Annotated in this window: 16 protein-coding genes; 6 read left to right on the plus strand and 10 right to left on the minus strand. The window is 44.9% G+C overall.

The genetic code is table 11. The features are described 5' to 3' along the window. Positions 1 to 37: 37 nt before the first annotated feature. The 4 genes from QUB68_RS24145 to QUB68_RS24160 all read right to left on the minus strand — a co-directional run bounded on the left by QUB68_RS24145 (position 38) and on the right by QUB68_RS24160 (position 6,376). Positions 38 to 2,089 carry a tetratricopeptide repeat protein gene (locus QUB68_RS24145; RefSeq protein ID WP_332997198.1) on the minus strand — a complete coding sequence of 684 codons (2,052 nt, stop codon included), beginning with the start codon at positions 2,087 to 2,089 and terminating at the stop codon, positions 38 to 40. Between the two features lie 351 nt (positions 2,090 to 2,440). Continuing rightward, positions 2,441 to 3,730, minus strand: coding sequence for an ATP-binding protein (locus tag QUB68_RS24150; protein ID WP_332997200.1), 1,290 nt, complete (start codon positions 3,728 to 3,730; stop codon positions 2,441 to 2,443). A gap of 267 nt (positions 3,731 to 3,997) precedes the next feature. Continuing rightward, positions 3,998 to 5,758 (minus strand): serine/threonine protein kinase, encoded by a 1,761-nt coding sequence (locus QUB68_RS24155; protein ID WP_332997202.1) that lies wholly within the window; start codon positions 5,756 to 5,758, stop codon positions 3,998 to 4,000. A gap of 453 nt (positions 5,759 to 6,211) precedes the next feature. Further along, entirely contained in the window at positions 6,212 to 6,376 is a 165-nt protein-coding gene (locus tag QUB68_RS24160) for a hypothetical protein (protein ID WP_332997204.1), read from the minus strand. Positions 6,377 to 6,546: 170 nt separating this feature from the next. Between QUB68_RS24160 and QUB68_RS24165 the strand changes: the two genes are divergently transcribed. The 3 genes from QUB68_RS24165 (at position 6,547) to QUB68_RS24175 (ending at position 8,905) form a co-directional block, all read left to right on the plus strand. Beyond that, entirely contained in the window at positions 6,547 to 7,977 is a 1,431-nt protein-coding gene (locus tag QUB68_RS24165) for a form I ribulose bisphosphate carboxylase large subunit (RefSeq protein WP_332997206.1), read from the plus strand. A gap of 136 nt (positions 7,978 to 8,113) precedes the next feature. Then, positions 8,114 to 8,524: a RuBisCO chaperone RbcX gene (gene rcbX, locus QUB68_RS24170; protein ID WP_332997208.1), complete on the plus strand. Its 411-nt coding sequence runs from the start codon at positions 8,114 to 8,116 to the stop codon at positions 8,522 to 8,524. Positions 8,525 to 8,569: 45 nt separating this feature from the next. Beyond that, positions 8,570 to 8,905, plus strand: a complete 336-nt coding sequence (locus QUB68_RS24175) for a ribulose bisphosphate carboxylase small subunit (RefSeq protein ID WP_332997210.1) — start codon at positions 8,570 to 8,572, stop codon at positions 8,903 to 8,905. 344 nt (positions 8,906 to 9,249) lie between these two features. Here QUB68_RS24175 and QUB68_RS24180 read toward each other — a convergent pair whose 3' ends face one another. From QUB68_RS24180 to QUB68_RS24190, 3 genes are all read right to left on the minus strand, one after another. Beyond that, entirely contained in the window at positions 9,250 to 9,891 is a 642-nt protein-coding gene (locus QUB68_RS24180) for a restriction endonuclease subunit R (protein WP_332997212.1), read from the minus strand. Between the two features lie 118 nt (positions 9,892 to 10,009). After that, positions 10,010 to 10,243: a hypothetical protein gene (locus tag QUB68_RS24185; protein ID WP_332997214.1), complete on the minus strand. Its 234-nt coding sequence runs from the start codon at positions 10,241 to 10,243 to the stop codon at positions 10,010 to 10,012. Positions 10,244 to 10,253: 10 nt separating this feature from the next. Continuing rightward, positions 10,254 to 11,474: a hypothetical protein gene (locus QUB68_RS24190; protein ID WP_332997216.1), complete on the minus strand. Its 1,221-nt coding sequence runs from the start codon at positions 11,472 to 11,474 to the stop codon at positions 10,254 to 10,256. 219 nt (positions 11,475 to 11,693) lie between these two features. Here QUB68_RS24190 and QUB68_RS24195 point away from each other — a divergent pair, with 219 nt between their 5' ends. Continuing rightward, positions 11,694 to 11,963, plus strand: coding sequence for a hypothetical protein (locus tag QUB68_RS24195; RefSeq protein WP_332997218.1), 270 nt, complete (start codon positions 11,694 to 11,696; stop codon positions 11,961 to 11,963). A gap of 69 nt (positions 11,964 to 12,032) precedes the next feature. On the opposite strand, the gene QUB68_RS24200 is transcribed toward QUB68_RS24195, so the two are convergent. Next, on the minus strand, positions 12,033 to 12,407 hold the full coding sequence (locus QUB68_RS24200; protein ID WP_265236363.1) for a hypothetical protein: 375 nt from the start codon (positions 12,405 to 12,407) through the stop codon (positions 12,033 to 12,035). A gap of 233 nt (positions 12,408 to 12,640) precedes the next feature. Here QUB68_RS24200 and QUB68_RS24205 point away from each other — a divergent pair, with 233 nt between their 5' ends. Beyond that, positions 12,641 to 13,234 carry a Uma2 family endonuclease gene (locus tag QUB68_RS24205; RefSeq protein WP_332997220.1) on the plus strand — a complete coding sequence of 198 codons (594 nt, stop codon included), beginning with the start codon at positions 12,641 to 12,643 and terminating at the stop codon, positions 13,232 to 13,234. A gap of 126 nt (positions 13,235 to 13,360) precedes the next feature. On the opposite strand, the gene ruvC is transcribed toward QUB68_RS24205, so the two are convergent. Then, entirely contained in the window at positions 13,361 to 13,897 is a 537-nt protein-coding gene (gene ruvC, locus QUB68_RS24210) for a crossover junction endodeoxyribonuclease RuvC (protein WP_332997222.1), read from the minus strand. Between the two features lie 96 nt (positions 13,898 to 13,993). Beyond that, a complete protein-coding gene (gene bchI / locus QUB68_RS24215) occupies positions 13,994 to 15,109 on the minus strand; it encodes a magnesium chelatase ATPase subunit I (RefSeq protein ID WP_442923119.1) in 1,116 nt (371 codons plus the stop codon). 1,150 nt (positions 15,110 to 16,259) lie between these two features. Between bchI and QUB68_RS24220 the strand changes: the two genes are divergently transcribed. Continuing rightward, entirely contained in the window at positions 16,260 to 23,207 is a 6,948-nt protein-coding gene (locus QUB68_RS24220; RefSeq protein ID WP_332997224.1) for an SBBP repeat-containing protein, read from the plus strand. Positions 23,208 to 23,406: the final 199 nt, after the last annotated feature.

Genomic DNA, 23,406 nt, shown 5'->3' on the forward strand with positions numbered 1-23,406 from the left:
TTTTAACAACATTTGTAACTGAAAGCGAAATTTTTCTTTATTCCTGAAGTTCTGCTAATAACTGTTCCCCGAAAGGATGTTCTCGCAATTGCTCAAAGGTCAAATCTCCTTTACTAATTCCTTCCCGCCACAGCCCAACATAATTTTTCCACACAGTCTGAATGTTCGGGTGATTTTCTGGCAACTTGCTGTGAAAAATTTCCAATGCTTGCAAATACAGCGGTTCCGCTTCCGAGTACCTTCCTTGGGATTCATAAAGTCCGGCTAAATTGTTGAGGTCAATAGCTAAACTGGGATGGTCTTCAGGAAGCGAACGCCTGTCTATTTCCAATGCTTGCAAATACAGCGGTTCCGCTTCCGAGTACCTTCCTTGGGATTCATAAAGTCCGGCTAAATTGTTGAGGTCAATAGCTAAACTGGGATGGTCTTCAGGAAGCGAACGCCTGTCTATTTCCAATGCTTGCAAATACAGCGGTTCCGCTTCCGAGTACCTTCCTTGGGCTTTATAAAGTCCGGCTAAATTGTTGAGACGAATAGCTAAACTGGGATGGTCTTCTGGAAGCGAACGCCTGTCTATTTCCAATGCTTGCAAATACAGCGGTTCGGCTTCCGAGTACCTTCCTTGGGATTTATAAAGTAGGGCTAAATTGTTGAGGTCAATAGCTAAACTGGGATGGTCTTCAGAAAGCGAACGCCTGTCTATTTCCAATGCTTGCAAATACAGCGGTTCGGCTTCCGAGTACCTTCCTTGGGATTTATAAAGTAGGGCTAAATTGTTGAGGTGAGTAGCTAAACTGGGATGGTCTTCTGGAAGCGAACGCCTGTCTATTTCCAATGCTTGCAAATACAGCGGTTCGGCTTCCGAGTACCTTCCTTGGGATTCATAAAGTCCGGCTAAATTGTTGAGACGAATAGCTAAACTGGGATGGTCTTCAGGAAGCGAACGCCTGGATATTTCCACAGCTTGCAAATACAGCGGTTCGGCTTCCGAGTACCTTCCTTGGGATTTATAAAGTAGGGCTAAATTGTTGAGGTCAATAGCTAAACTGGGATGGTCTTCAGAAAGCGAACGCCTGTCTATTTCCAATGCTTGCAAATACAGCGGTTCGGCTTCCGAGTACCTTCCTTGGGATTTATAAAGTAGGGCTAAATTGTTGAGGTGAGTAGCTAAACTGGGATGGTCTTCTGGAAGCGAACGCCTGTCTATTTCCACTGCTTGCAAATACAGCGGTTCCGCTTCCGAGTACCTTCCTTGGGATTCATAAAGTCCGGCGAGGTAATTTAAACTACTTGATAATTCCGCTTCCGAATCTAACCCTTGCTGAAGCCCGATCGCCTTTTGGAAATAATCGATCGCCAATTCATACTCATCCTGAAAATTTTCGCACTCTCCCGACTCGATCCTTCTGTAATAAATTTTCCCCATACTCGCATAAAGACTTGCCAAACTGGGGTCTTCGAGTCCTTTTTTCTGTTGCACACGCGCAATTAGATCCTGCAAATCTTCCAGCGGAATCAAACTCGGCGGTTCTCGATCGTCGCCTTCAGTTAGCTGTCGAAACGGTTCAAACTCAGTTTTGGAAACAGCCGCCGTTTTTTTTGTCTCAAACCGAAACACACCTTTCCGCCAACTCCAAAAATCAGGAGACTCATCACTAATCAGAATTTCAATTTGTCGCGTCACCCACAACACAATCGAAAACGGATACTCGCGCAATGCTTCTCGCGTCCATTGCAAATAGCCAAAAAACACCTCTTGTTCCGATCGCACATTGTCCAAGCCCTTAAAAAAGCGCAGTTGTTCCACACCAGTCACGGTGATCGCAGCTTTTCCCCGCTGCTGCAAATAGGGTTCTCGTTCTACTAAATGCGCTATAGTCGATCGCAAACTCGGTTCACCCCTAGCCAATTCTACCCGATAGCGGCGGATATCCGGTTCCAGTTCTGCTTCATACTTCAATATTAGTTGTTCTCGACACTCGCTATCATCGCAAACTGCAATTAACAAGTTGAGAATATCTTTACCCGCTTCAATTGACACGAGTAAATCTTCATAATTATCTTTATTTTGACTGTTGAAATTTGACATAATAATTTAGCATCATCTGAACTTACGCAGAAACCTGATTTTTTACGAATATTTTGGATGATAGCCTTTGATTTCGGTGAACAACCCGGTTTCTTTGGTACTGATGCGCGTCCGAAAAGTTAAATTTAAATGTCGCAATAGCTATTAGTGTCAACTTAAGTCTGGAACCTTTGATAAATCTCGTTTTTGTCCGAGGCCAGATCCCCCTCGCATCCCCCGAAAGCAAGGGGGACTTTAATCAGATTCTTGTCCCCCCCTTAAGAAGGGGGGCTAGGGGGGATCTGGCCTTAATCGCTAGACAGAAGAACCGCACTACATTTGACGTTAAATTTACACCAATGCCACAATACCTTAACCCGGAAAATCATCACGCTGCTTCAACAATTCTAGCACAATCGGGTGAATATCGTACCACAAAACAGCATTCCGATATTCCAAAACATATAACCCATGCAGCAAATCCAAAAACTCTTTAGCTTTCGGGTTTTCCGGCTTAAAATCTCTGTAAGTCGCCATCAACATCTCATAATCACTTGTTCCCAAACGAGTATCAAAATCCAGTCGCAATTTATTAATAGCCTCCTCAAATACTTCAGCATTAATTTTAATGACATCTTCCGGCCGCCGTCGCACCAAGCGCAAACAAATGCGGCAACATTCGTTAGCAATTCTAATCAATTCTCGCAACACTCCACCGCTGTATATGACAATGCGATCGAGTGATTCCGGTTCAATCAATTCGCTTCCCAAGCGTTTAGCTAAAATCTCTTTCAATCTCGCCGCCGGTTCCGCCATCGGCACAGCATCAGGATTCCGGCTTTCCCCGCGTTTGAACAGCTTAGTTACTGGCATAAACACGACTTGATCGTTGGTTTCTGTTTCCACAGTAGCGGACAAAGAAACATCTCGCAGCGCGGATATTGGAGTTGTTAAAATCATCCTAAAGTTCGGCAAAAATAGCGCTTTAATATGTTCTTGATAAACTTGGCGGACGACACCTAAATCTAACTTGTCGAGGTCGTCAATCACGACCATTATCGGTTTCTTTGCACCGTCTTCAACTACAGCAGCGATCTGGTTAATTGTCGAAACTAAATCGGAAACTTTGCGGATAAACTCTAGTTTGATTTCTTCACGAATTGTTGCATCAGCTTTTAACTTGCCTGTAATCATCTTAAACAAGTTAAAACCCACCGAACCGCTGGCGCCCAATTCGTCAATTTGTGTTTTAGTTTTAGTGGCAAACCAGTTATAAAATGATTCTTTAGTTGATTGTTTGATTGGAATATCCTGTTTTTCCGCTGCATCCATCAACTGAACTGCGATCGCAAACAAAATATTAATATGATTGACATCCGACATTTCAATCAAGTCGGAAATCGAGAAAAACACTGTAAAATAGCGATCGTCCATCTGGCGGCAAAACTCAGCCAACAGTGTAGACTTACCGCAACCGCGATGTCCGCTAAAAATTATTTTACCGCTACCCGATGGATCGTCTTCGACTAATTGCTCTAATTGTTCGATTACTTCCGTCCCATATTCTACGCGGAAGTTTGCCACTTCTTTCGGAGTTATGAGTGGCGACAACTCCATATTTGCGTAGGCTGTCCGAAAAGATTCTAGTAATATTTTTGACATGGCACTCTGAAGTTATGATTTACTACTATTCAAAATTTAGGCAACTCGGACAAATTATCTGCGTTTATCTTTGTCGATCTGCCTGACATCTGCGGTTAGTTTTATTCCTCACCTATTTTACATTTAAATTTGAGCTTTATGGCGGGCAAGATGTGAAATTTATCTCTAAAAGTCGCAGAGTCCAGCGTCGGACACGGCAGTGCCGTTTCCCTACCAATGCTCGCGTTTAGTCGGAATTTCAAGGGCTGAGTCTTAATTATGAATGTTCTACCGCCATCCCAACCACCGCAACACGGGCACAACTAAATAATGACTGACTCCCAAACAAAGCCCGATCGCACTTCCCAACAAACCAAAGAAAACAATAGATCCCCAAACCTGCAACCAGCCGAAATTAGCATCAGCCGACACCGACAAAATCCCCAAGAAACTCCCCGGAAAAATGTTCAAAGCATTCAGAAACAAAAACAGTCCCGTAGAACAAACAGCTACTACCAAAGCATGAACTAATTGGTGACTCCGCAAACCCATTCCGATCGTTAAAGTGGCGATCGCAAAAGCCCCCAAAATAATCCCCTGCACGCCGCTAGAAGCAGTTGCTTCCATCCAACACAAACCCGCCAACAAATAGCCCTGAGCACCCATCAATCCCGACAGCCAATACTGTTTTTGCTGGCGAAAACTCCCCGCATCCGTCAAGCCTACCGCAGTGCCCCAACCCGCAAACGCAAACAGCAGCACTTCCGGCCCGACAGCAAAAGTCATGTTAGGGATTAATTGGTGCAAACCTTCATTCAGAAAACTCGCAACTTCCGGGCCAATAGGCGAAGCATAGCCCAAAACCAAACCGCCGATCGCCCCCGCACATCCACCAACCCCGCCGAGCACCATTTCCCAGCCCGTATCCAGAGAAGCTACCACGATTTGGGCGATCGCGCCGAACACCAAAACCGTCAAACTTGCCGTTTTTTGCGCCGTCACTACTACTATTTGTCGGCAAAATTCTACAATAGCTTGACTGACTGGGGCGAGCGCAATTTTGCCATTACTCTTAGCATAAATCTCCTTTAAGCGCGATCGAACTTCCCCAGCATTTACCGGACGCTGCTGCACATTCGATCGCACCATATCATCCAACAAATTCGCCAAAGCCGGACTCACAGACACAATATGTCGCCACCGCAACTCCCCCGTCATCGGATCTTCAATTTGGGCCGGATACTTCCCCGTCAGCAAGTGAATGCAAGTCCGCCCCAGCGCATAAAAATCCGTCGCGGGCACCACACCACCACCGACAATTTGTTCCGGCGGGCTGTACCCAGGCGAAATCAACCGCGTCGAGCTCGGAGAATCTTTCCCCACCGGTTCACCACCGCCCATCTGTTTAACTCCCCCAAAGTCGATCGCCACCAATTGCAGTCCGCCCAAACCCTTGCTTAGCAAAACTTGGGGCGATTCTGGATCTCGCAGCATCAAATTGCTCGGTTTAATATCACGGTGAATAATCTGACACCGATGCAACTCCTCTAAAATTTCCACAGCTTGACTCAGCCAACTAAACACCCATTCCTGCGGACATCCTTGAGGGTGATCGTCGAGAACCTCTTCTAAAGTTTTGCCGTGAATCTTTTCCATTACCAAACAAGGCAAGCGCCTCGCTGTGGCACTTCTATCCCCGCCTACAAAATTTTGAGTTTGCACATGAAAATAATCGTCCGGCTCGACTCTCGGGACACCAGGATGCCGCAAACGTGCCAAAACCAAAGCTTCCTGCTCGAACAGTTTCACCGCTTTCGGGGAAGTTTCGAGCAACAATTTTAGGACGCGCTCGGTTTGAGTTTCTGTATCCCAAACTGTGAAAATTGATGCAAAACCGCCGGAACCAAGGCCTTGTAGAGGCACGTAGCGATTTTTGAGTCGCAGCGGAGTCCCGCAACTCTGACAAAAATTGTTGCCCCAAGTCTGAGGGTAAGGCCTTGGGCAATCTGGATTGATGCAGTGGACGGCTTTTGAAGGGGGATGGGGCACAACCAGACTAGAAATAGGGCAAAATATCCATACTAGACTTACGCGCAGCTAACGCAGAAACCAGGTTTTAAGCGAGGTTTAATTGCTGTAACGACGAATTTGCGTTGGTTGATACACCAGGTTGCTGCACAAGTCCCTGTCCATATTATGTGCTATGGTGCGGATTTTTGACTTGGTGGTCAGTCAGTCGATTTTCGATTTTCGATTTTGGATTGAAGAATTGAAGAATTGCTGGATTAGTTGCCGATCGCACTTGCAACCTCAGAAACCCGGTTTCTTTGTAGATTTCTCGTTAATAAACGTAAATTTTTCGTAGAAACCGGGTTTCTCGCCCCCCCCACTGGATTTGAGATTTTGGATTTGAGATTTTGGATTGCCGACTGAATTGCAGTTGAGATCGATTTCAACTACAACCACAAATTTAGGTATTTATAACTAATTCCCAATTCCCCATTACCCATTACCCATTACCCATTCCCAATTCTGATTTTCCAGGATAAAACTCTTTACATAAACCTTATTGATCGGCTGTTCGGCTCGCTGCACAATATCTTTCGCGCGATCGAAATTCTCCACCCCCGTCCTGCGATCCCCAGCCTTTCCCCCCGCATCCTTCATACCTTTTGTTTTATAAGATATGTTACAAATATTGTCTTAATGTAAAGTAAAATAAATAATACTTATGATGATTAAAAGAATATTAAAATTTTAGAGTGTCCGTTTATTGGTATATTTTTAGGAGCCGGCCATCAGGCCCAAAAAATTAAGCGAATACTAGGAAGCGAGATATGGCTTACGCGCAAACCCAAACTCAATCAAAGGCTGGGTATAAAGCCGGAGTTCAAGACTATAAACTAACGTATTACACCCCGGACTACACGCCGAAAGATACAGATATTTTGGCGGCTTTCCGCGTAACTCCACAGCCTGGAGTACCACCAGAAGAAGCAGGCGCTGCTGTAGCTGCTGAATCTTCCACTGGTACATGGACAACTGTGTGGACTGACCTCCTGACCGACCTCGACCGCTACAAAGGTCGCTGCTACGACATCGAGCCAGTTCCCGGTGAAGACAACCAATACATCTGCTTCATCGCCTATCCTTTGGATTTGTTTGAAGAAGGTTCCGTCACCAACTTGCTGACATCTTTGGTTGGTAACGTTTTCGGTTTCAAAGCTCTGCGCGCTCTGCGGTTGGAAGACTTGCGGGTTCCCATTGCTTACCTGAAAACCTTCCAAGGCCCTCCTCACGGTATTACCGTTGAGCGGGACAAATTGAACAAGTACGGCCGTCCTTTGCTGGGTTGTACAATTAAACCCAAATTGGGTCTGTCTGCTAAGAACTACGGCCGTGCCGTTTACGAAGTTCTACGCGGCGGTTTGGACTTCACCAAAGACGACGAAAACATCAACTCGCAACCGTTCATGCGTTGGCGCGATCGCTTCCTGTTCGTTCAAGAAGCTATTGAAAAAGCCCAAGCAGAAACCGGCGAAGTCAAGGGCCACTACCTCAACGTAACCGCCCCTACCTTTGAAGAAATGATGGAACGGGCTGAATTCGCCAAAGAAATCAAAACCCCGATCATCATGCACGACTACCTCACCGGTGGTTTCACTGCAAACACCAGCTTGGCCAAATGGTGCCGCAAAAACGGTATTTTGCTGCACATTCACCGCGCAATGCACGCCGTGATCGATCGTCAAAAGAACCACGGTATCCACTTCCGCGTGCTTGCCAAGTGCTTGCGGATGTCCGGCGGCGACCACCTGCACTCGGGTACAGTTGTGGGCAAACTCGAAGGCGAAAAAGGCATCACGATGGGCTTCGTAGACTTGATGCGCGAAGACCACATCGAAGAAGACCGCAGCCGCGGTATTTACTTCACCCAAGATTGGGCCTCCATGCCTGGTGTCATGCCAGTTGCTTCTGGTGGTATCCACATCTGGCATATGCCAGCTTTGGTAGAAATCTTCGGCGACGACTCCTGCTTGCAGTTCGGCGGCGGCACCTTGGGCCACCCTTGGGGTAACGCACCTGGTGCAACTGCTAACCGCGTTGCTTTGGAAGCTTGCGTCCAAGCTCGTAACGAAGGCCGCAACTTGATGCGCGAAGGCGGAGACATCATTCGCGAAGCTTGCAAATGGAGCCCCGAACTGGCTGTTGCTTGCGAACTCTGGAAAGAAATTAAGTTTGAGTTCGAGGCAATGGATACCGTTTGATGATTTTGGGTTTGAGATTTTAGGTTTTAGGTCGCAAACTTGCTGTTAATTCTTTATCTTTGAAGAAGATTTACAAGTAAGTTTGCATCTAAAATCTAAAATCCAAAATCTAAAATTTGAGGGAGATGCGGTCAGAATGGAGCTCAAACAAGTTGCGAAAGACACCGCTAAGGTGCTGGCGAGTTACCTAACCTATCAATCCGTGCGGATTGTGCTAGCTCAGTTGAGCGAAACCAATCCTGCTTTGGCAATCTGGTTAAACGAATTTTCCACTAAGGGCAAAATCCAAGATGGAGAAGTTTATATTCAAGAGTTGCTGAGGGAAAATCAAGATTTAGGATTTCGGATCATGACTGTGCGAGAGTATCTGGCTCACGATGTGACAGAATTCTTGCCAGAAATGGTTTGTACTGGCATTCAACAGTCGAATATGGAACACAGACGCGAGCATTTAGAGCGAATTACGCAACTTAATTGGTCTGTTTCTATCGCTAATCCTGAAACATCAATAGATTCTGAACCGAATCTGGATAATTTGTCGAGTTAATCGATCGATAAGTGCGATCGAACACACACCTTAGAGATACACAAAATGAAGACTTTACCTAAAGAGCGTCGTTACGAAACTCTGTCCTATTTGCCCCCGCTGACAGACGCGCAAATTGCCAAGCAACTCCAGTACATCTTGGATCAAGGCTACATTCCCGGCGTAGAATTCAACGAAACCTCTGCCCCTGAAATGCGCTACTGGACTTTGTGGAAATTGCCTTTGTTTGGTGCTCGCAGCGTCCAAGAAATCATGGCTGAAATTCAAGCTTGCCGCCAAGAAAATTCTCAGTCTTACATCCGCGTCATGGGTTTTGACAACGTGAAGCAGTGCCAAGTGCTAAGCTTCATCGTGCACAAGCCAAACACCAGAGGCTACTAAGTTTTAACAGCTCTATTTTGTAGGGTAAAAGTTAGCTAAAAATTGAGGTAGGGAATTCTCCCCGCCTCATTTTTTTATGCAGAAGACTCGGCGGTTGAAACCGCGTCTATACAGGCAAAACCCGCCTCCGCGGGTTGAAGAGTCAACAGTTAAAGCGGTAGGGTGCGTCAGTTTAGTAATTCTCAACAATCACTCATAATCTCATTCTGACGCACCATTTATTCCGGGGGTGCGTCAGTTGTGAGATTGTGAGTTTTTCCCGAAATCTTCCTCGCTGACGCACCCTACTTCATGTCTTCAATCCGTTACATCCGTTACACAATCCGTTGCCGAACTTCCTTCTTCTAGAGTTTACAAATAGCTTTCAAAACTTGCAGCAACACAACAGAAGATTCGGGTTCCATCAAAGTCAGAAAGGGCATTAACTGATAGGTTGGCGGATTTCCTCGACGGATATTAACGAACTGATAAAACTCTCCGCTGGTTGTCAGTCCCCAGACTGACTCTTGATATTCTAAACTTTTATAGGCATAAGTTAGTAGTTGGGGCAAACCGGCACGGGGAGCAATTAGACTGTTTTTAGATTCTATTACTAAAATCCAAAATGCTATATCAGCGGCGATTTGTTTCTGTTTATTGATTGCTAAGATGTCAAATCTGCCTGTAATAGTTATGTCTTCATCTTCGATCGCAATATTAGCAATATTTTCTTCTAGACTCATCTTTAATGGCGATCGGTAAAAGCCAGCCAATCGCATCAAAGGAAAGGTAGTCAGAGCTTGTACCAGCCCTTCTGAAACTCTTTCAAAAGAGAGGTATTCGCGAAAATCGTTGCGGATTTGCACGAGTTCTAGCTGTTCAAACTCGGCGAGTGGTTCTAATGATAATAAACTTGGGTACGTTTCGTTGTTAAACAGTTGTTGAAACTTCAAAAATTCACTAACTTCATTGAGCGTTAGATTTTTGGCATTAATAATAGCTGTCATAACTTTACAATCAATTAATTCTCTATTATAATTCTAACATATCCGCAAAAGTAGGTTCGTAGTAATGACTTCAGTCCTAAAATCCGAGGCTGAAAGGACTAAAGTCTTTACTACGAACCTAATCTACCCGATCCATTACAACTCCATCAACTATTTCATAACCCCAACGAGAATGTCGGCTTGCAAGTTGTTTCGCCATGCCATATTCGCCCAAACTACAAAGCTCTATTAACTGCTGAAAACCTAAATACTTCTCATGCTGCAATCTTTCCTGGCGCAGCTTTGCTCTTTCGGGATTTGAAGGACTTGCCCGCTCAACTCCCAGCGGATTGATATCGCTAATTCGTTTCATTTTAGCCTCATTAAAAAGGAATAGATTCTACTATTTCACCATCAACTATTTCATAGCCCCATTCTGGGTTAGCCGCGATTTGTTTTTCAACAATACCTCGACCGAGAGAAGTTTGGTAAGCTTTTTGCAAAAAGGAAATACTGGGGATTTCGTCGGCTGGAGGCTCTTGTTGTTCGAGTTTTGGCGGTTCTGCGATTGTTTCAGATGTGGATTGATTCAGGGCAAATTGAGGCGCGATCGCCCCTAATTTATTCATCACGCTTTCTTTGGTAATTTGCGGTCTTTCGTTGAAGGAAGAGGGCAAATATGCGTGTTGTACGCCTTGGTTTTTGGCTTTGAGTGCATCATCGGCAATGCGATCGCACTTTCGCAAAAAACCCTCCCACAAATCCTTCCCTAAAACCGGGTTTCTCAAGTCAGCACGAGCCTTAGACACTGCTGCTTCCAGCGGTTCGCCCTTGTGCACATAATACTGAATGCGCTCCTCTTCAAACGCCGGATAAGGCACTTCCGGCTCAATTTCCCACTCTCGCTTAACTTTCTGACTTTCTCCTAAAGGAATTCCGGCGATAAATTCGTCCCAAAAAGTCGAGGTTAAGCCCTTTGTCATGCTGTCAATAATTTTTAATGCCCATCCCGAAGGATGGCCAAATCCTAAGTTGCGATCTCTGGCATATTCTTCTAAAGCTCGCTGAAAGTTTTGCAGTTCTGCTTCGGAATTCCAAGGCCCGCTAAATCGGTAATTTGGGATGACTGTAACCGCAATTTTCTGGCGCGGTTGCCCGAAAAATTTATCAGTTTTAACTGCATCATTTGGGGGTGAAGTTTCGGGGAATATTTCTACAGGACGATTGTTGTTTTCGCGGCTTGTTTGTGTTATAATATCAGCAGGATTGGTTCCCCAAAAGTTATTAATTTTTTCCTCCAAAGCGTCAATGTCCGCCCAGAGTTCTAGGGTTTCGGTGTTGGGATTTGTGGATTTTTCTTTCAGGAGCGATCGCACTTTCAGCAGTTTTATAGCGAATTCTTGTTCTTCGCAATTTAAACCAGTAGCTTTTTCAATTTCGCCGCCGTTAGTTTTCACCCATTCGCCGGGATTTGACTGTTGTGCTTGCCATTGCAATAATTGGCACAGAAAAATACTCGCCGTGACTCCGCCCGTAATTTTGGCTAGTTTGGGATAGTAGATGGCGGGATTTCCGAGATTTCCTAAAAATATTCCTATTTTCATTTTTTATATTCCTAAGTCCCTTGAATCCTAGGGTGCTCATGGCGCACCTTACCTCGACTAAACTAGCATTGAAAAACTTAAGATTTTCTTTAAGCTTCTGTCTATTCCTGACTGAATGGAGTTTCTAGACGAAAGACGGGGATCGTATATGCGATCGCCTGATTGACAGGACTCAGTTAAACGTAATAATAAATCATTTACTGTACCGACCCCCCCAAAATGAATCCAGAACGCCACGAGGCTTATTTGAACTTGATCGAGCGAGTGCTTACCTGTCCCAACGGTCAAGAACCAGAGGTTTTGAGTTCCTGTTCCGATTTAATTGATGCAGGATTTGTGCAGATGCTAATCCAGATATCGGCTTCAATGGCCGGCGAAGGTGACGCAGATACTGCTAATTTTTTAGTACAACTTGCTCGTTTGCTGGGGAAATCTTTGGGTTTGTCGCCAGATTTGGTGCCGGCTGGGTACAGCAGTGCACAGTGGTAGAGAAAAGTGCGATCGCCTCGTTATATCATGTTTTGATAAATCGCGGCGAATTTAACTGCATCAATGGCTTTACAGTTTATATTCCAGAGGCTCACAAAAATCATTCACCCCAGTTTTAAATACATAAATAATCACCGATGTCACCAAAATCTGCGGGCAAGTTTTGGCGGCGACTAAATCTCTAAATGCTGCATTCAACTGTCCGTTTATCAACTCTTCTTTCACCTCAGATTTGCAGATAGCAACGCGGCATCTTTTTGCCAATCCGTCCAACCAATTTTCAGAAATATTCGGTTCTTGTCCGGCTTGAATTGCTAGAGATATCGCTGCATCTTCGATGTTGCCTTCGCAATCTTCGATTTCGTCTAGAGCTTTTAGGGCTTCGGGATATTCGGCTAATTGCGATCGAAATTGGGCAATTTCTTGTGAGGTAATAATCACCATAAGATTTTCCTATGTTCTATGCTGGCGGGGTAAGTTTAGCAGTTAAAGTTGATATTATAGCATTTTTGGGATTGAGGTTGGGATTGGGCGATTCACAGGGATAGCTGCGGCGCGTACTTAATTACATTTTCAACTCATATTTTGGACTTTCGCTGTCAGGACTGATGTTAAAATTGACAGAAAGTGGCGCTAAAATAGTTTGCAGGACTCATATTTATCGGGAGTTTGGAAAAATGACAACAGTTACTTTAAACTTAGATACTGTCGAATTAACAGACGAACAGTTTTACCGTTTGTGCCAGATGAATCGAGACTGGCAATTTGAACGGACATCGAAAGGAGAAATCATCATTATGTCACCAGTAGGCGGAGTCAGCGGCAATCGAGAAGCCGATTTGATTGGCTTAGTTTGGCTGTGGAATTACCAAACCCAGCTAGGGAGAGTGTTTAGTTCTTCAACAATTTTTCGGCTACCGAATAACGGAGACCGTTCTCCCGATGCGGCCTGGGTTAGCTTAGAAAGATGGTCTGCTTTGACAGCAGAACAACAAGAAAAATTCCCGCCAATTTGTCCTGACTTTGTAATAGAATTGCGTGAAGCGAAGCTATCCAGTAGGGAATCGCGCGCAGACCCGCTGCGCCCGCTTCGGGAGAAAATGCAGGAGTATCTCAACAGCGGTTTGCGCTTGGGTTGGTTAATTAATCCTCAAGACCAACAAGTAGAAATTTATCGCCCTAATCGCGAAGTAGAGATTTTACAATTTCCCGTGAGTTTATCGGGAGAAGATGTCTTGCCCGGATTTGTGTTGAATTTGCCGATGATTTGATATTAGACGAGCAATTGCATAAATCTTTGATTGATAGTCAACCGCAGATGTCAGGCAGATCAACGCAGATGAACGCAGATAATTTTAAGATAGGAAAGTGAATGAATGCAATGCAAGTCTATTGCATCAATTCTTTTGAGTTTCCAACTGTAGTATTGTCTTCGGACAAATATCATCGTCGTACCAACCAGTCAAAGCCACCGCCAAAGCATCCGCCGCATCATCCGGTTTCGGAATGTAACCTAACTCCAACTCCCGCGCCACAGCTTCTTGCACTTCCGATTTATCAGCATTGCCGCGGCCGGTCAAAGCTTTTTTAATTTGAGCCGGCGTAAACTCGAACAGCGGCACTCCGCACTGCGCCAATACTAGGATCAAAATTCCCCGCGCTTGCGCTACAAGTATGGTATTTCCCATTTTGTAAAAGAACAGTTTTTCGGCAATTGCTAAATCTGGTTTTACTTGTTCAATTACCGCGTGCAAATCTTCGTAAATTGTTTTTAAGCGCTGTCCCATTTCCTGTTTTGGCGTTGTTTGAATTACGCCGCAATCAATCATGGAAACGCTGTTTTGATCTTGTTTTCCGGGGACAATTTTACAGGAAATTGCGCCGTAGCCGAGATTGGCTAAGCCCGGATCTAATCCTAAAATTCGTTTTTCCATTGCCTGAGTTAGTAATTGGAAATGGGGCATCAGGTCTGAAAATTTTGGGAATGTTTCATCACCACAAATTACCCATTTCCAATTACCAATTACTCATTACCCCTCAGTTGCTTCTAGGCCGAATACGCGATCGAACACTTTAGTCACTTTAGAACCCGAATCAATAGATTCTAGCGGGTCTTTGCGCAATCTGTGCCGCAAACACAGAGTCATCACCCGGCGAATATCGTCCACAGTCACCTCTGTGCGCTCATCCAGAGCTGTGAAAGCTTTCGCAGCCCGATTTGTGACCAAATCGCCCCGCAGCCCGTCTACGTCCAATTCCGCGCAAACTTGGGAGATTTTTACTCGCAAATCGCGATCGATAGTTACGGATTTCAGCCTTTCCTGGGCTTCCACCAACTTCTGCTGCATATCATCTTGTTCGTGCTGATATTTGGCGAGAAACTCGGGCGGATTTTGGTCAAAGCTCGATCGCTGTTCGACAATTTCCACTCTCAGATTCGGGTCTTTGACAGTCCGAATTTCTGCGTGCATCCCGAATCTATCGAGCAACTGCGGCCTCAATTCTCCTTCTTCGGGATTCCCGGAACCGATTAAAATAAATTTAGCCGGGTGGCGGATCGAAATGCCTTCTCTTTCAACAGTATTCCAACCGCTGGCGGCGGAGTCTAGCAAAACATCGACTAAATGATCGTCGAGCAAATTAACTTCATCGACGTAAAGAATGCCGCGGTTAGCTTTAGCTAACAGGCCTGGTTCAAAAGCTTTCACGCCTTCCGACAAAGCTTTCTCGATGTCGATCGTACCGCACACTCGGTCTTCGGTAGCGCCGAGCGGCAAGTCTACCATTTGTACTTTTTTGCGGGCGATTTTAATGTCAGTTTGAGATAAAGTGCGATCGCGCACCTCATCGCTCATCAAATCCGGATCGGTGGGATGACTGTTAAAAGGATCGTCAGCCACCACCTCAATTTCCGGCAGCAAGTCAGTCAGGGCACGGATTGTGGTAGATTTACCAGTACCGCGATCGCCCATAATCATCACTCCACCAATTTTGGGATCGATGACATTCAATAGCAGCGCAAGTTTCATCTCCTCCTGGCCAACAATCGCGGTGAAGGGAAAAACAGCGCGGCGGGCTGGGGTAGCGGTAACGGTTGGCAGAGCGCCCGCATTTACGTTATTGCTGACTTCGGCAGTAGGACTCACAGGATAACTCAAAATATAACAATTGCTTATTTATTGTAGGGGATAAGGGATTGTCTGGGGCGATCGATTGGGGCGATCGCACTTGCAGCCCCTTCAATACCCAAGCGCAACTCAGATTTTCTGTATTTACATAGCAGCTTTGGGCGGGCAAGATGCTTACCCCACAATAGTTTGAAGCAAAATTACTACTTATGTTAACTTGGCGATCGGGCAACCCAAATATAAACTTATGTAACAATGCCCGGAATTTGCATAAAAACCTCAAGTCAATCCCGATAGATAATTAAGAGCACTTTTAAGGAACTATTTTTCAGGGGTAGTGTGGCTGGAGGTAACTTTAGGCGATCGGGCAACTGAAATGTAAACTTATGTAACAATTTTCCCGAATTTGCATAAAACCCTCAAGTTCCCCCAGATATATATTTGAGGCCACTTTGAAGCAAATTTTTTTCATGGTAGTTAGTCCAAGACGCAGAAACAACGTATTTCTGTCATTATTCGCTGTGCGACGTAATCGCAACCGTTTGTTTTTAGCCGTTCTTGCGTCTATGACTGGTAGTATAGCTGTTCGACGATTAAGGAGCTTTAAAGTAATCGTCATTAAATTCGGTTTAAAGGAGCTTTAAGTAATGTCATAAAGTCCTGTTTCTTTGATACTTTACACAAACTTAGCAAATCTTCTGCATTGGGGATGCTTTACATCTGCCGTGCTTTGCTAACAGTCTGGTGGGCAATAGCGCTAATACTTTGTTAGTGCTTAATTTCTATGGTTTTTGGCTATTTTACAGTCATTCTACCTACCAAAAATTATATTGCCGATTGTAAAGTTACTGTAAAGTTTTTAATGTAAAAAATTGCGTATTTATACGTATTGCTTTTTTTTTTGCTGTCTGATACTTTAAAACTGAGGTGAAATTTGGATTAAAATATGACACCCGGGCAAATATCACTAAAGCTTCTTCACAAATAAATGCAATACTTCCCTGCTTCGTTGAAAAAGTAAAGAAGCAGTCTTGAAAGTTTCCGTTTTCAGAAAAATTTTAGGTAGCTCTAACTGCTCAAAAACGCACAGGAGAAAACATAAAAACATAATAGGGCGATCGATCGATTCTCAACAACTGATTTAACCAACTATTTTTCAGGGGTACAAATGACTGAACTTAACATCGGGGCATTCACTGACAGCGGAACCTACAAAGGTAGTGTTGGTACTACAAATATCGACAACCTGTACAAATTTAACATCAACAGTCCGGGAAGCTTCCCAATTTCCCTCAACGGCTTGAGTGGGAATGCCGACATATCCGTACTCAATAATACCAGCGCAATCATCAAGACTTCTTCCAACATAGAAGGCTTGTCAGCAGGGGAATATACCATCCAAGTTTTGCCAATCACCGGCGACATCAAACTCACCCTGAATTTAGCAGAAGTAAACTCTCCCAAAAAAGCCGACACAGACACCATCACAGGTGTAAAAGTCGAGACAACATCTCCTTTAACTGTAACAATTTTACCAGTTGTCAGCACTTCCGAAAAACCCACGGCAACCAAAGATCCCATCACAGGAACTTTGGTTCAGGAAAATGCAGTCGCAGCAGCAGATAAAATAGCAGCTACCGACAAACCAGCAACGACTATCGCAGCCACAACCACCGAAAAATCTGTTACAAATACTTCCACAACTACCGACAAACCAGTTACAACAGCCTCTGAAACAACAACTACCGACACACCAGTTACAGCAACTTCCACAACAACTGAGAAACCACCAACAACTACTTCCACAACATCGGCGGATTCAACCACATCCACAATAACAGAAAAACCAGTTACAGCAACTTCCACAACCACCGAAAAACCAGCAACAACTCTCCCAGAAACAACCACGTCAACAACTACCGAAAAATTAGTTACAGCAACTTCCACAACAACTGACAAACCAGTTACAGAAACTTCCACAACATCAGCGGTTTCAACCACCTCAACAACGGATAAATTAGTTACAGCCACATCTCAAATAACAACAACTGACAAACCAGTTACAACAGCCTCTGAAACAACAACAACCGACAAATTAGTTACAACCACTTCCCAAACAACAACTGACAAACCAGTAACAACTCTCGCAGTAACAGAATCTGCGGTTGCAACAACATCAACAACCACCGACAAATTAGTTACAACCACTTCCCAAACAACAACGGATCAACCAGCAACAACTCTCGCAGTAACAGAATCTGCGGTTGCAACAACATCAACAACCACTGACAAACCCGTTACAACCACTTTTCAAACAACAACGGATAAACCAGCAACAACTCCTCCAGCCACAGAATCTGCGGTTGCAACGACATCAACAACCCCTGACAAATTAGTTACAACCACTTCTCAAACAACAACTGACAAACCAGCAACAACTCTCTCCGCAACAACAACCGCTGCGGCAACAACTGCTGTCACAAAAGATCCAATTACAGGCGACACTGTAGCCACTCAAGAAACCAAAACAGCCACTCCTTTAACAGCAGATAAAGCCGTTGTAGCCTCTCTTGATGATGCCAAGTCAGTAGAACAACCAAATACTGCCACCAGCAACCTAGAAGAAACAAAGAAAGAGAATTCAACTACTGGCGTAGCAACAACTGAAACCAAAAAAGAACCTGAACCAACTACCGACAAAAAATTGACATCTCCGTTTACATCGGGGGTATTTACTACGGATCAAACTGGTCGAATCAGTATAGACTATACATTTGATGGCGGGATGTTCCAAGGTGAGTTGGCTATTTTCAATTTAGAGGGTTTAGAAAATCTTCAACCCGGTTCCGAAGCATTTATCAAAGAAGTAGCTGCGCGTTCTTTAAGTAACTCTGTGAAGGGTCATGTAGTGATTAATGATGCTACAGAAGGAGCGCGGTTTTCTGGTGTGTTAGGAGAGAGTAATGCCAATCAAGGAGTCTACTTAGGAGTCAAGGGTTTTGCGGTGACTCCTGGGGGTAAATATGGGGTGATGTTGGTACCCAACGGTAGTGTAAAGTCTGTGTTTGATAATCCGACTATTGGCGGTGCTCAGCGTCCTTTATTTTCTATGGCAATGGCGAATCCTGTTGAGGGATTTCACTTTGGTCAAATTGCCGATGTCACGGGAGAAGGTAATACTTTTGTGATGGAGGATATGCGCTTAGATGCAGGGAGTGATAAGGATTACAATGATATCATTTTTCAAGTGCGGGGTGCGACTGGAAAAGCTGCTTTGCTCGATACTGTGATTAACCCGGATAAAGATTGGCGGAAAACTGATTTGGGTAAGCAATTGCTTGATTACGCCAAAGACCCAATTGTCACAGACCCAATCGTCAAAGACCCAATTGTTAAAGACCCGATTGTTAAAGACCCAATTGTTAAAGACCCGATCGCCACAGACCCGATTGTTAAAGACCCGATCGTCACAGATCCAATCGTTAAAGACCCGATCGCCACAGACCCGATTGTTAAAGACCCGATCGTCACAGATCCAATCGTTAAAGACCCGATTGTTAAAGACCCGATTGTCACAGATCCAGTCACAGATCCAGTCACAGATCCAATCGTTAAAGACCCGATTGTCACAGATCCAGTCACAGACCCGATTGTTAAAGACCCGATTGTCACAGATCCAGTCACAGATCCAATCGTTAAAGACCCGATTGTCACAGATCCAATCGTCACAGATCCAGTCACAGACCCGATTGTTAAAGACCCGATTGTCACAGATCCAATCGTTAAAGACCCGATTGTCACAGATCCAATCGTCACAGATCCAGTCACAGACCCGATTGTTAAAGACCCGATTGTCACAGATCCAATCGTTAAAGACCCGATTGTCACAGATCCAATCGTCACAGATCCAGTCACAGACCCGATCGTTAAAGACCCGATTGTCACAGACCCGATCGTTAAAGACCCGATTGTCACAGACCCGATCGTTAAAGACCCGATTGTTAAAGACCCGATTGTCACAGACCCGATTGTCACAGATCCAGTCAAAGACCCGATTGTCACAGACCCGATTGTCACAGACCCGATCGTCACAGACCCGATCATCACAGACCCGATTGTCACAGATCCAGTCACAGACCCGATTGTCACAGATCCAGTCACAGACCCGATTGTCACAGACCCGGTGCAGGAACAATCCGTTCGGTTAGATCAAGCACTTTGGGACTTTATCAGTAGTCAAGAAAACCCAGCAGATCCACTTCCTGAAGAAGTAGAACCACCCAATAATCAACAATCAATCTGGACAAAACAATTGGGTAGTTCAGCTATAGACAGACCTCGTGGAGTTGCTGTTGACAGTGTTGGTAATGTCTATATGGCTGGTGGCACCCTTGGCTCCTTAGATAGCAATGTCAATGCCAATGGTAATGGCTCCAATCAGTCTGATCCTTTCATAACGAAATACGATGCCAATGGAAATAAACTCTGGACTCGTCAGCTAGGTTCTACAGGCTGGGATTTTTATACAGACGTAACTGTTGACGGAACAGGAAACGTTTTTACAGTTGGAGAAGATAACGGGCCTGGAACTCAATCGCGAGATGTTACTCTCGCCAAAATAGATAGTAATGGTAATCGGTTGTGGAGCCGATTGATAGGAACTCAAACTGATGACTGGGCTAGTGGCGTGACGGCTGATAGTGCTGGCAACTTGTATGTTGCAGGACAAACTAACGGCTCTCTTGGTAGTACAAACGCTGGTAATACAGATGCTTTTGTTGCCAAATACGATACTTGGGGTAATCAACTCTGGTCTCGACAGTTGGGGACTGGGAGCAATGATGTAGCTCGTTCGGTTGCCACTGACACGGCTCGCAATGTTTACGTTGCCGGATTAACAGAAGGTTCTCTTGATGGCAATACCAACTCTGGTGGTACAGATGTTTTTCTGACTAAATACGACCAGTTTGGTAACAAATTGTGGACGCGACTATTCGGGACTCCTGCTTCAGAAGGTTCAGTTGTTGAAGCCGAACGTAACGCGAATGTTACGGTTGACGGTACTGGAAATGTTTACCTTTCGGGAACCACTGAAGGTTCTCTGTATGGCAATACTACTGCTGGAGGACAGGATGCTTTTGTTGCAAAGTACGACACTTTTGGTAATCGTTTGTGGACTCGTCAATTGGGAACATCTGGTGAAGATCGTTCGATGGGAGTGGCTGTTGATAGCACAGGAAATGTTCATATTTCTGGTTGGACAACAGGCTCTTTGGATGGTAAAACTAACTCAGGAAGTACGGATGCTTTTGTCACTAAATATGATAGCTTAGGCAACAAAATTTCGACTTTACTGTTGGGTAGTACAGCAGTAGACGCATCCAGGGATGTAGTAGTTGACCGTACAGGTAATGTCTATATTTCTGGCTGGACTGATGGCTCTTTAGGTGGTACTGCTGCCGGAAGTCTTGATTCGTTTGTTGCTAAGTATGCTCCCCTGCAACCAAATCGTTCTCCGCTGGTGAGTAGTTTCAATCAAACAGTCAACATTAACCAGTCCATGTCGCCATCATTTAGTGTCAGCGACCCGGATGGCGATCGCATTACCACCTACTATTTTGCTGACAACAATTCCAGCAGTACCAGTGGCTACTTTACTCTTAACGGTGTGCGTCAAAACAGTGCTTTCGCTTTTGATGCCAGTCAACTGAGTAATGTTCGTTTTGTAGGTGGAGGTGCAGCAGGCACGGATAACGTCACAGTCTGGGCTTATGATGGTCAAACATGGGGCAACACTAGCTTCAACATTGAGACAAAACAGCCTAATCGTGCTCCGATTTTAAGTGCTTTAAATCAAACAGTCAACGTTAACCAGTCAATGTCGCCATTGTTTAACGTTAGCGACCCGGATGGGGATACCATCAGCCGCTACTGGTTCTCTGATGGGAATTTTAACAGCACCAGCGGCTACTTTACCGTCAATGGGGTGCGTCAATCATCTTCCTTTGGGGTTGATGCAAGTCAACTAAGTACAGTACGCTTTTTTGGTGGCAGCGTAGCTAGCAATGATAATTTGACAGTTTGGGCTTACGATGGGCAAACTTGGGGCAGCACTAGCTTCAATATTGAGACGAAACAAGCTAATCGTGCTCCTGTGGTAAATGTTGGCAACCAATCTGTTAATGCCAATCAATCAATTAGTCCAGTATTTACAGCTACCGATGCAGACGGAGATGTTATTACGCGCTACCGCTTCTGGGATAGTAATAGCTCTGCCAGCAGTGGTTACTTTACCGTTAATGGTGTGCGTCAGCCAGCCGTTCAAGCTATTGAGGTAGCAGCTAATCAGCTTCAAACCCTTCGCTTTGTTGGCGGCAGTCTAGCTGGTAGTGATAGTCTCTGGATTGGTGCTTTTGATGGGAAAGAATGGAGTAATTGGCAGAATTTTAATGCCAATACTACCGCAACTCAAAATCCTGAATTCACAAGTTTCAGCATAACTGATGCTTCTGGTGATAACACTGCCAATACGGTTTTTGAGGGAGGCGCTATCCGATTTAGTTACAATTTGGCTAATACTGCAAACCTATCCAACGTGCGTTTAGAAGCAGTCAGGAATGGTAGCGTCGTTGCTAACCTTGGCACTTGGAACTCAGCTAGTTTATCTAACCAGCTAGTCAACCTAGCAAACTTCTCCAACCTAACTGGAGGAGATTACCAAATTCGTGCAGTTGCTCGTACTACAAGCGGTCAAGAAGTCATCTCGCCAGCACAGTCAATCAAAATTTTGTCTGCTAACCGAGTTAATGGTACGTTTGCAGGCGAAACATTGACTTATGCAGGTGGCTTAGGTACAGGTGGCGTGATTATTGGACGTGGTGGCACGGATACACTAAATCTCTCTGGAATTTCTCGTTCCAGCGTTACTAGCATTAATGGAATGAGTCTCAATTCCTTTAATCCTTGGTCTGGCTCAACGAACAGTCAAGCTATCTTTAACGGTAATGCGTTAGACTACATTACCCTTTCTGATGGTCGGGAAGTCTATTTCCAAGGAATTGAGCGTTTGCGCTTCTCTGATGGATCAGAGATGGATCTGCAAATTCGTCCTAATGATACCTCCTCTGATAAACAGTGGAATCTTCGTGTATCTGATGTTTCTAGTGCATGGCGTTTCACTCGCGGTAGCAGTAATATCCTGCTGTCATCTTTGGATTCAGGGCTTACGCCACCACCTGTTGATATTGACTATAATCGTTTGAGTCTGCGTTCTAATGGCATTGATAATGATGACTACAATGATGATGGACATGGACATATGGCAATTAGTGTCATGAGTTCAACGACTAACAATAGTTCGGGAGTTGCTGGAATAAATTGGAACAGTCAAGTAATTGTTAACGACCTCTATGGAGGAGGTAGGGGAGGGAGTCGTGTAAGCCTCTTCAGTGCTATTGATAGTTCAATTAAAGCCGCCCGTGCTACTGGTAAAAAGGTTGTCTTCCAAGGTGGAGTTCAAGGAGAATCGTGGCTTAATGATGGTGCCACACAAGCACAACTAGAGCAGTTGATTCGAGATAATTCTGACGTTGCCTTCTTTGCTGTTGCAGCGGGTAATGGTGGCATTAATGTTGATGATAAGACAACCAACCCCATAAAGAGTGGAGGTGTGGCTCGACTTCAAACAAACCATAGTAATGTGATGGCCGTTGGAGCGCTTGAGAATTGGAACCAAACAACTGTAAATGGGTTGACAAATGCTACAAATGTAGGTAAAGCTTCATACTCTAATTTTGGTTCCAGCCTCACGCTTATGGCAGCAACAGATTCTCCAGCAATGTCTAAATCGGGTGAATTAATTTTTAATGGCACCTCTGCTGCTAATCCCAATATGGCAGGAATTGCCTCACTGGTGTGGAGTGTCAACTCAGCCTTAACTGGAGGACAAATACGCCAAATCTTAATAGACACAGCAATGGACTTAGGAACTGCTGGTCGCGATAATACCTTTGGCAATGGATTGGTTAATGCTGATGCTGCGGTTCGCCGTGCGTGGGCGTTGCAACGGGATTCGCAACTGGCTAATCTTTATTCCGATCGGTCAGTGATGGCGTAGAGTTTCTGCTGCCTGAAAAATTAGGTTGAGGTGCGATCTCTTTTCCTATTACCCCAAGAGTAAAGCCCGATCGCACTTTCCCCCTATCCGAAAGTGCGATCGCCCTTGACTACTTTTTCAGCGGCGACGGGCGATCGCTCTTTTGGCATCGTGCCGGTCGATCGCCCTTGACGATTTTTTCACGGGCGACGGGCGATCG

Origin of the sequence: Microcoleus sp. A006_D1 (assembly GCF_036702805.1) — a bacterium.
Lineage (GTDB): Bacteria > Cyanobacteriota > Cyanobacteriia > Cyanobacteriales > Microcoleaceae > Microcoleus.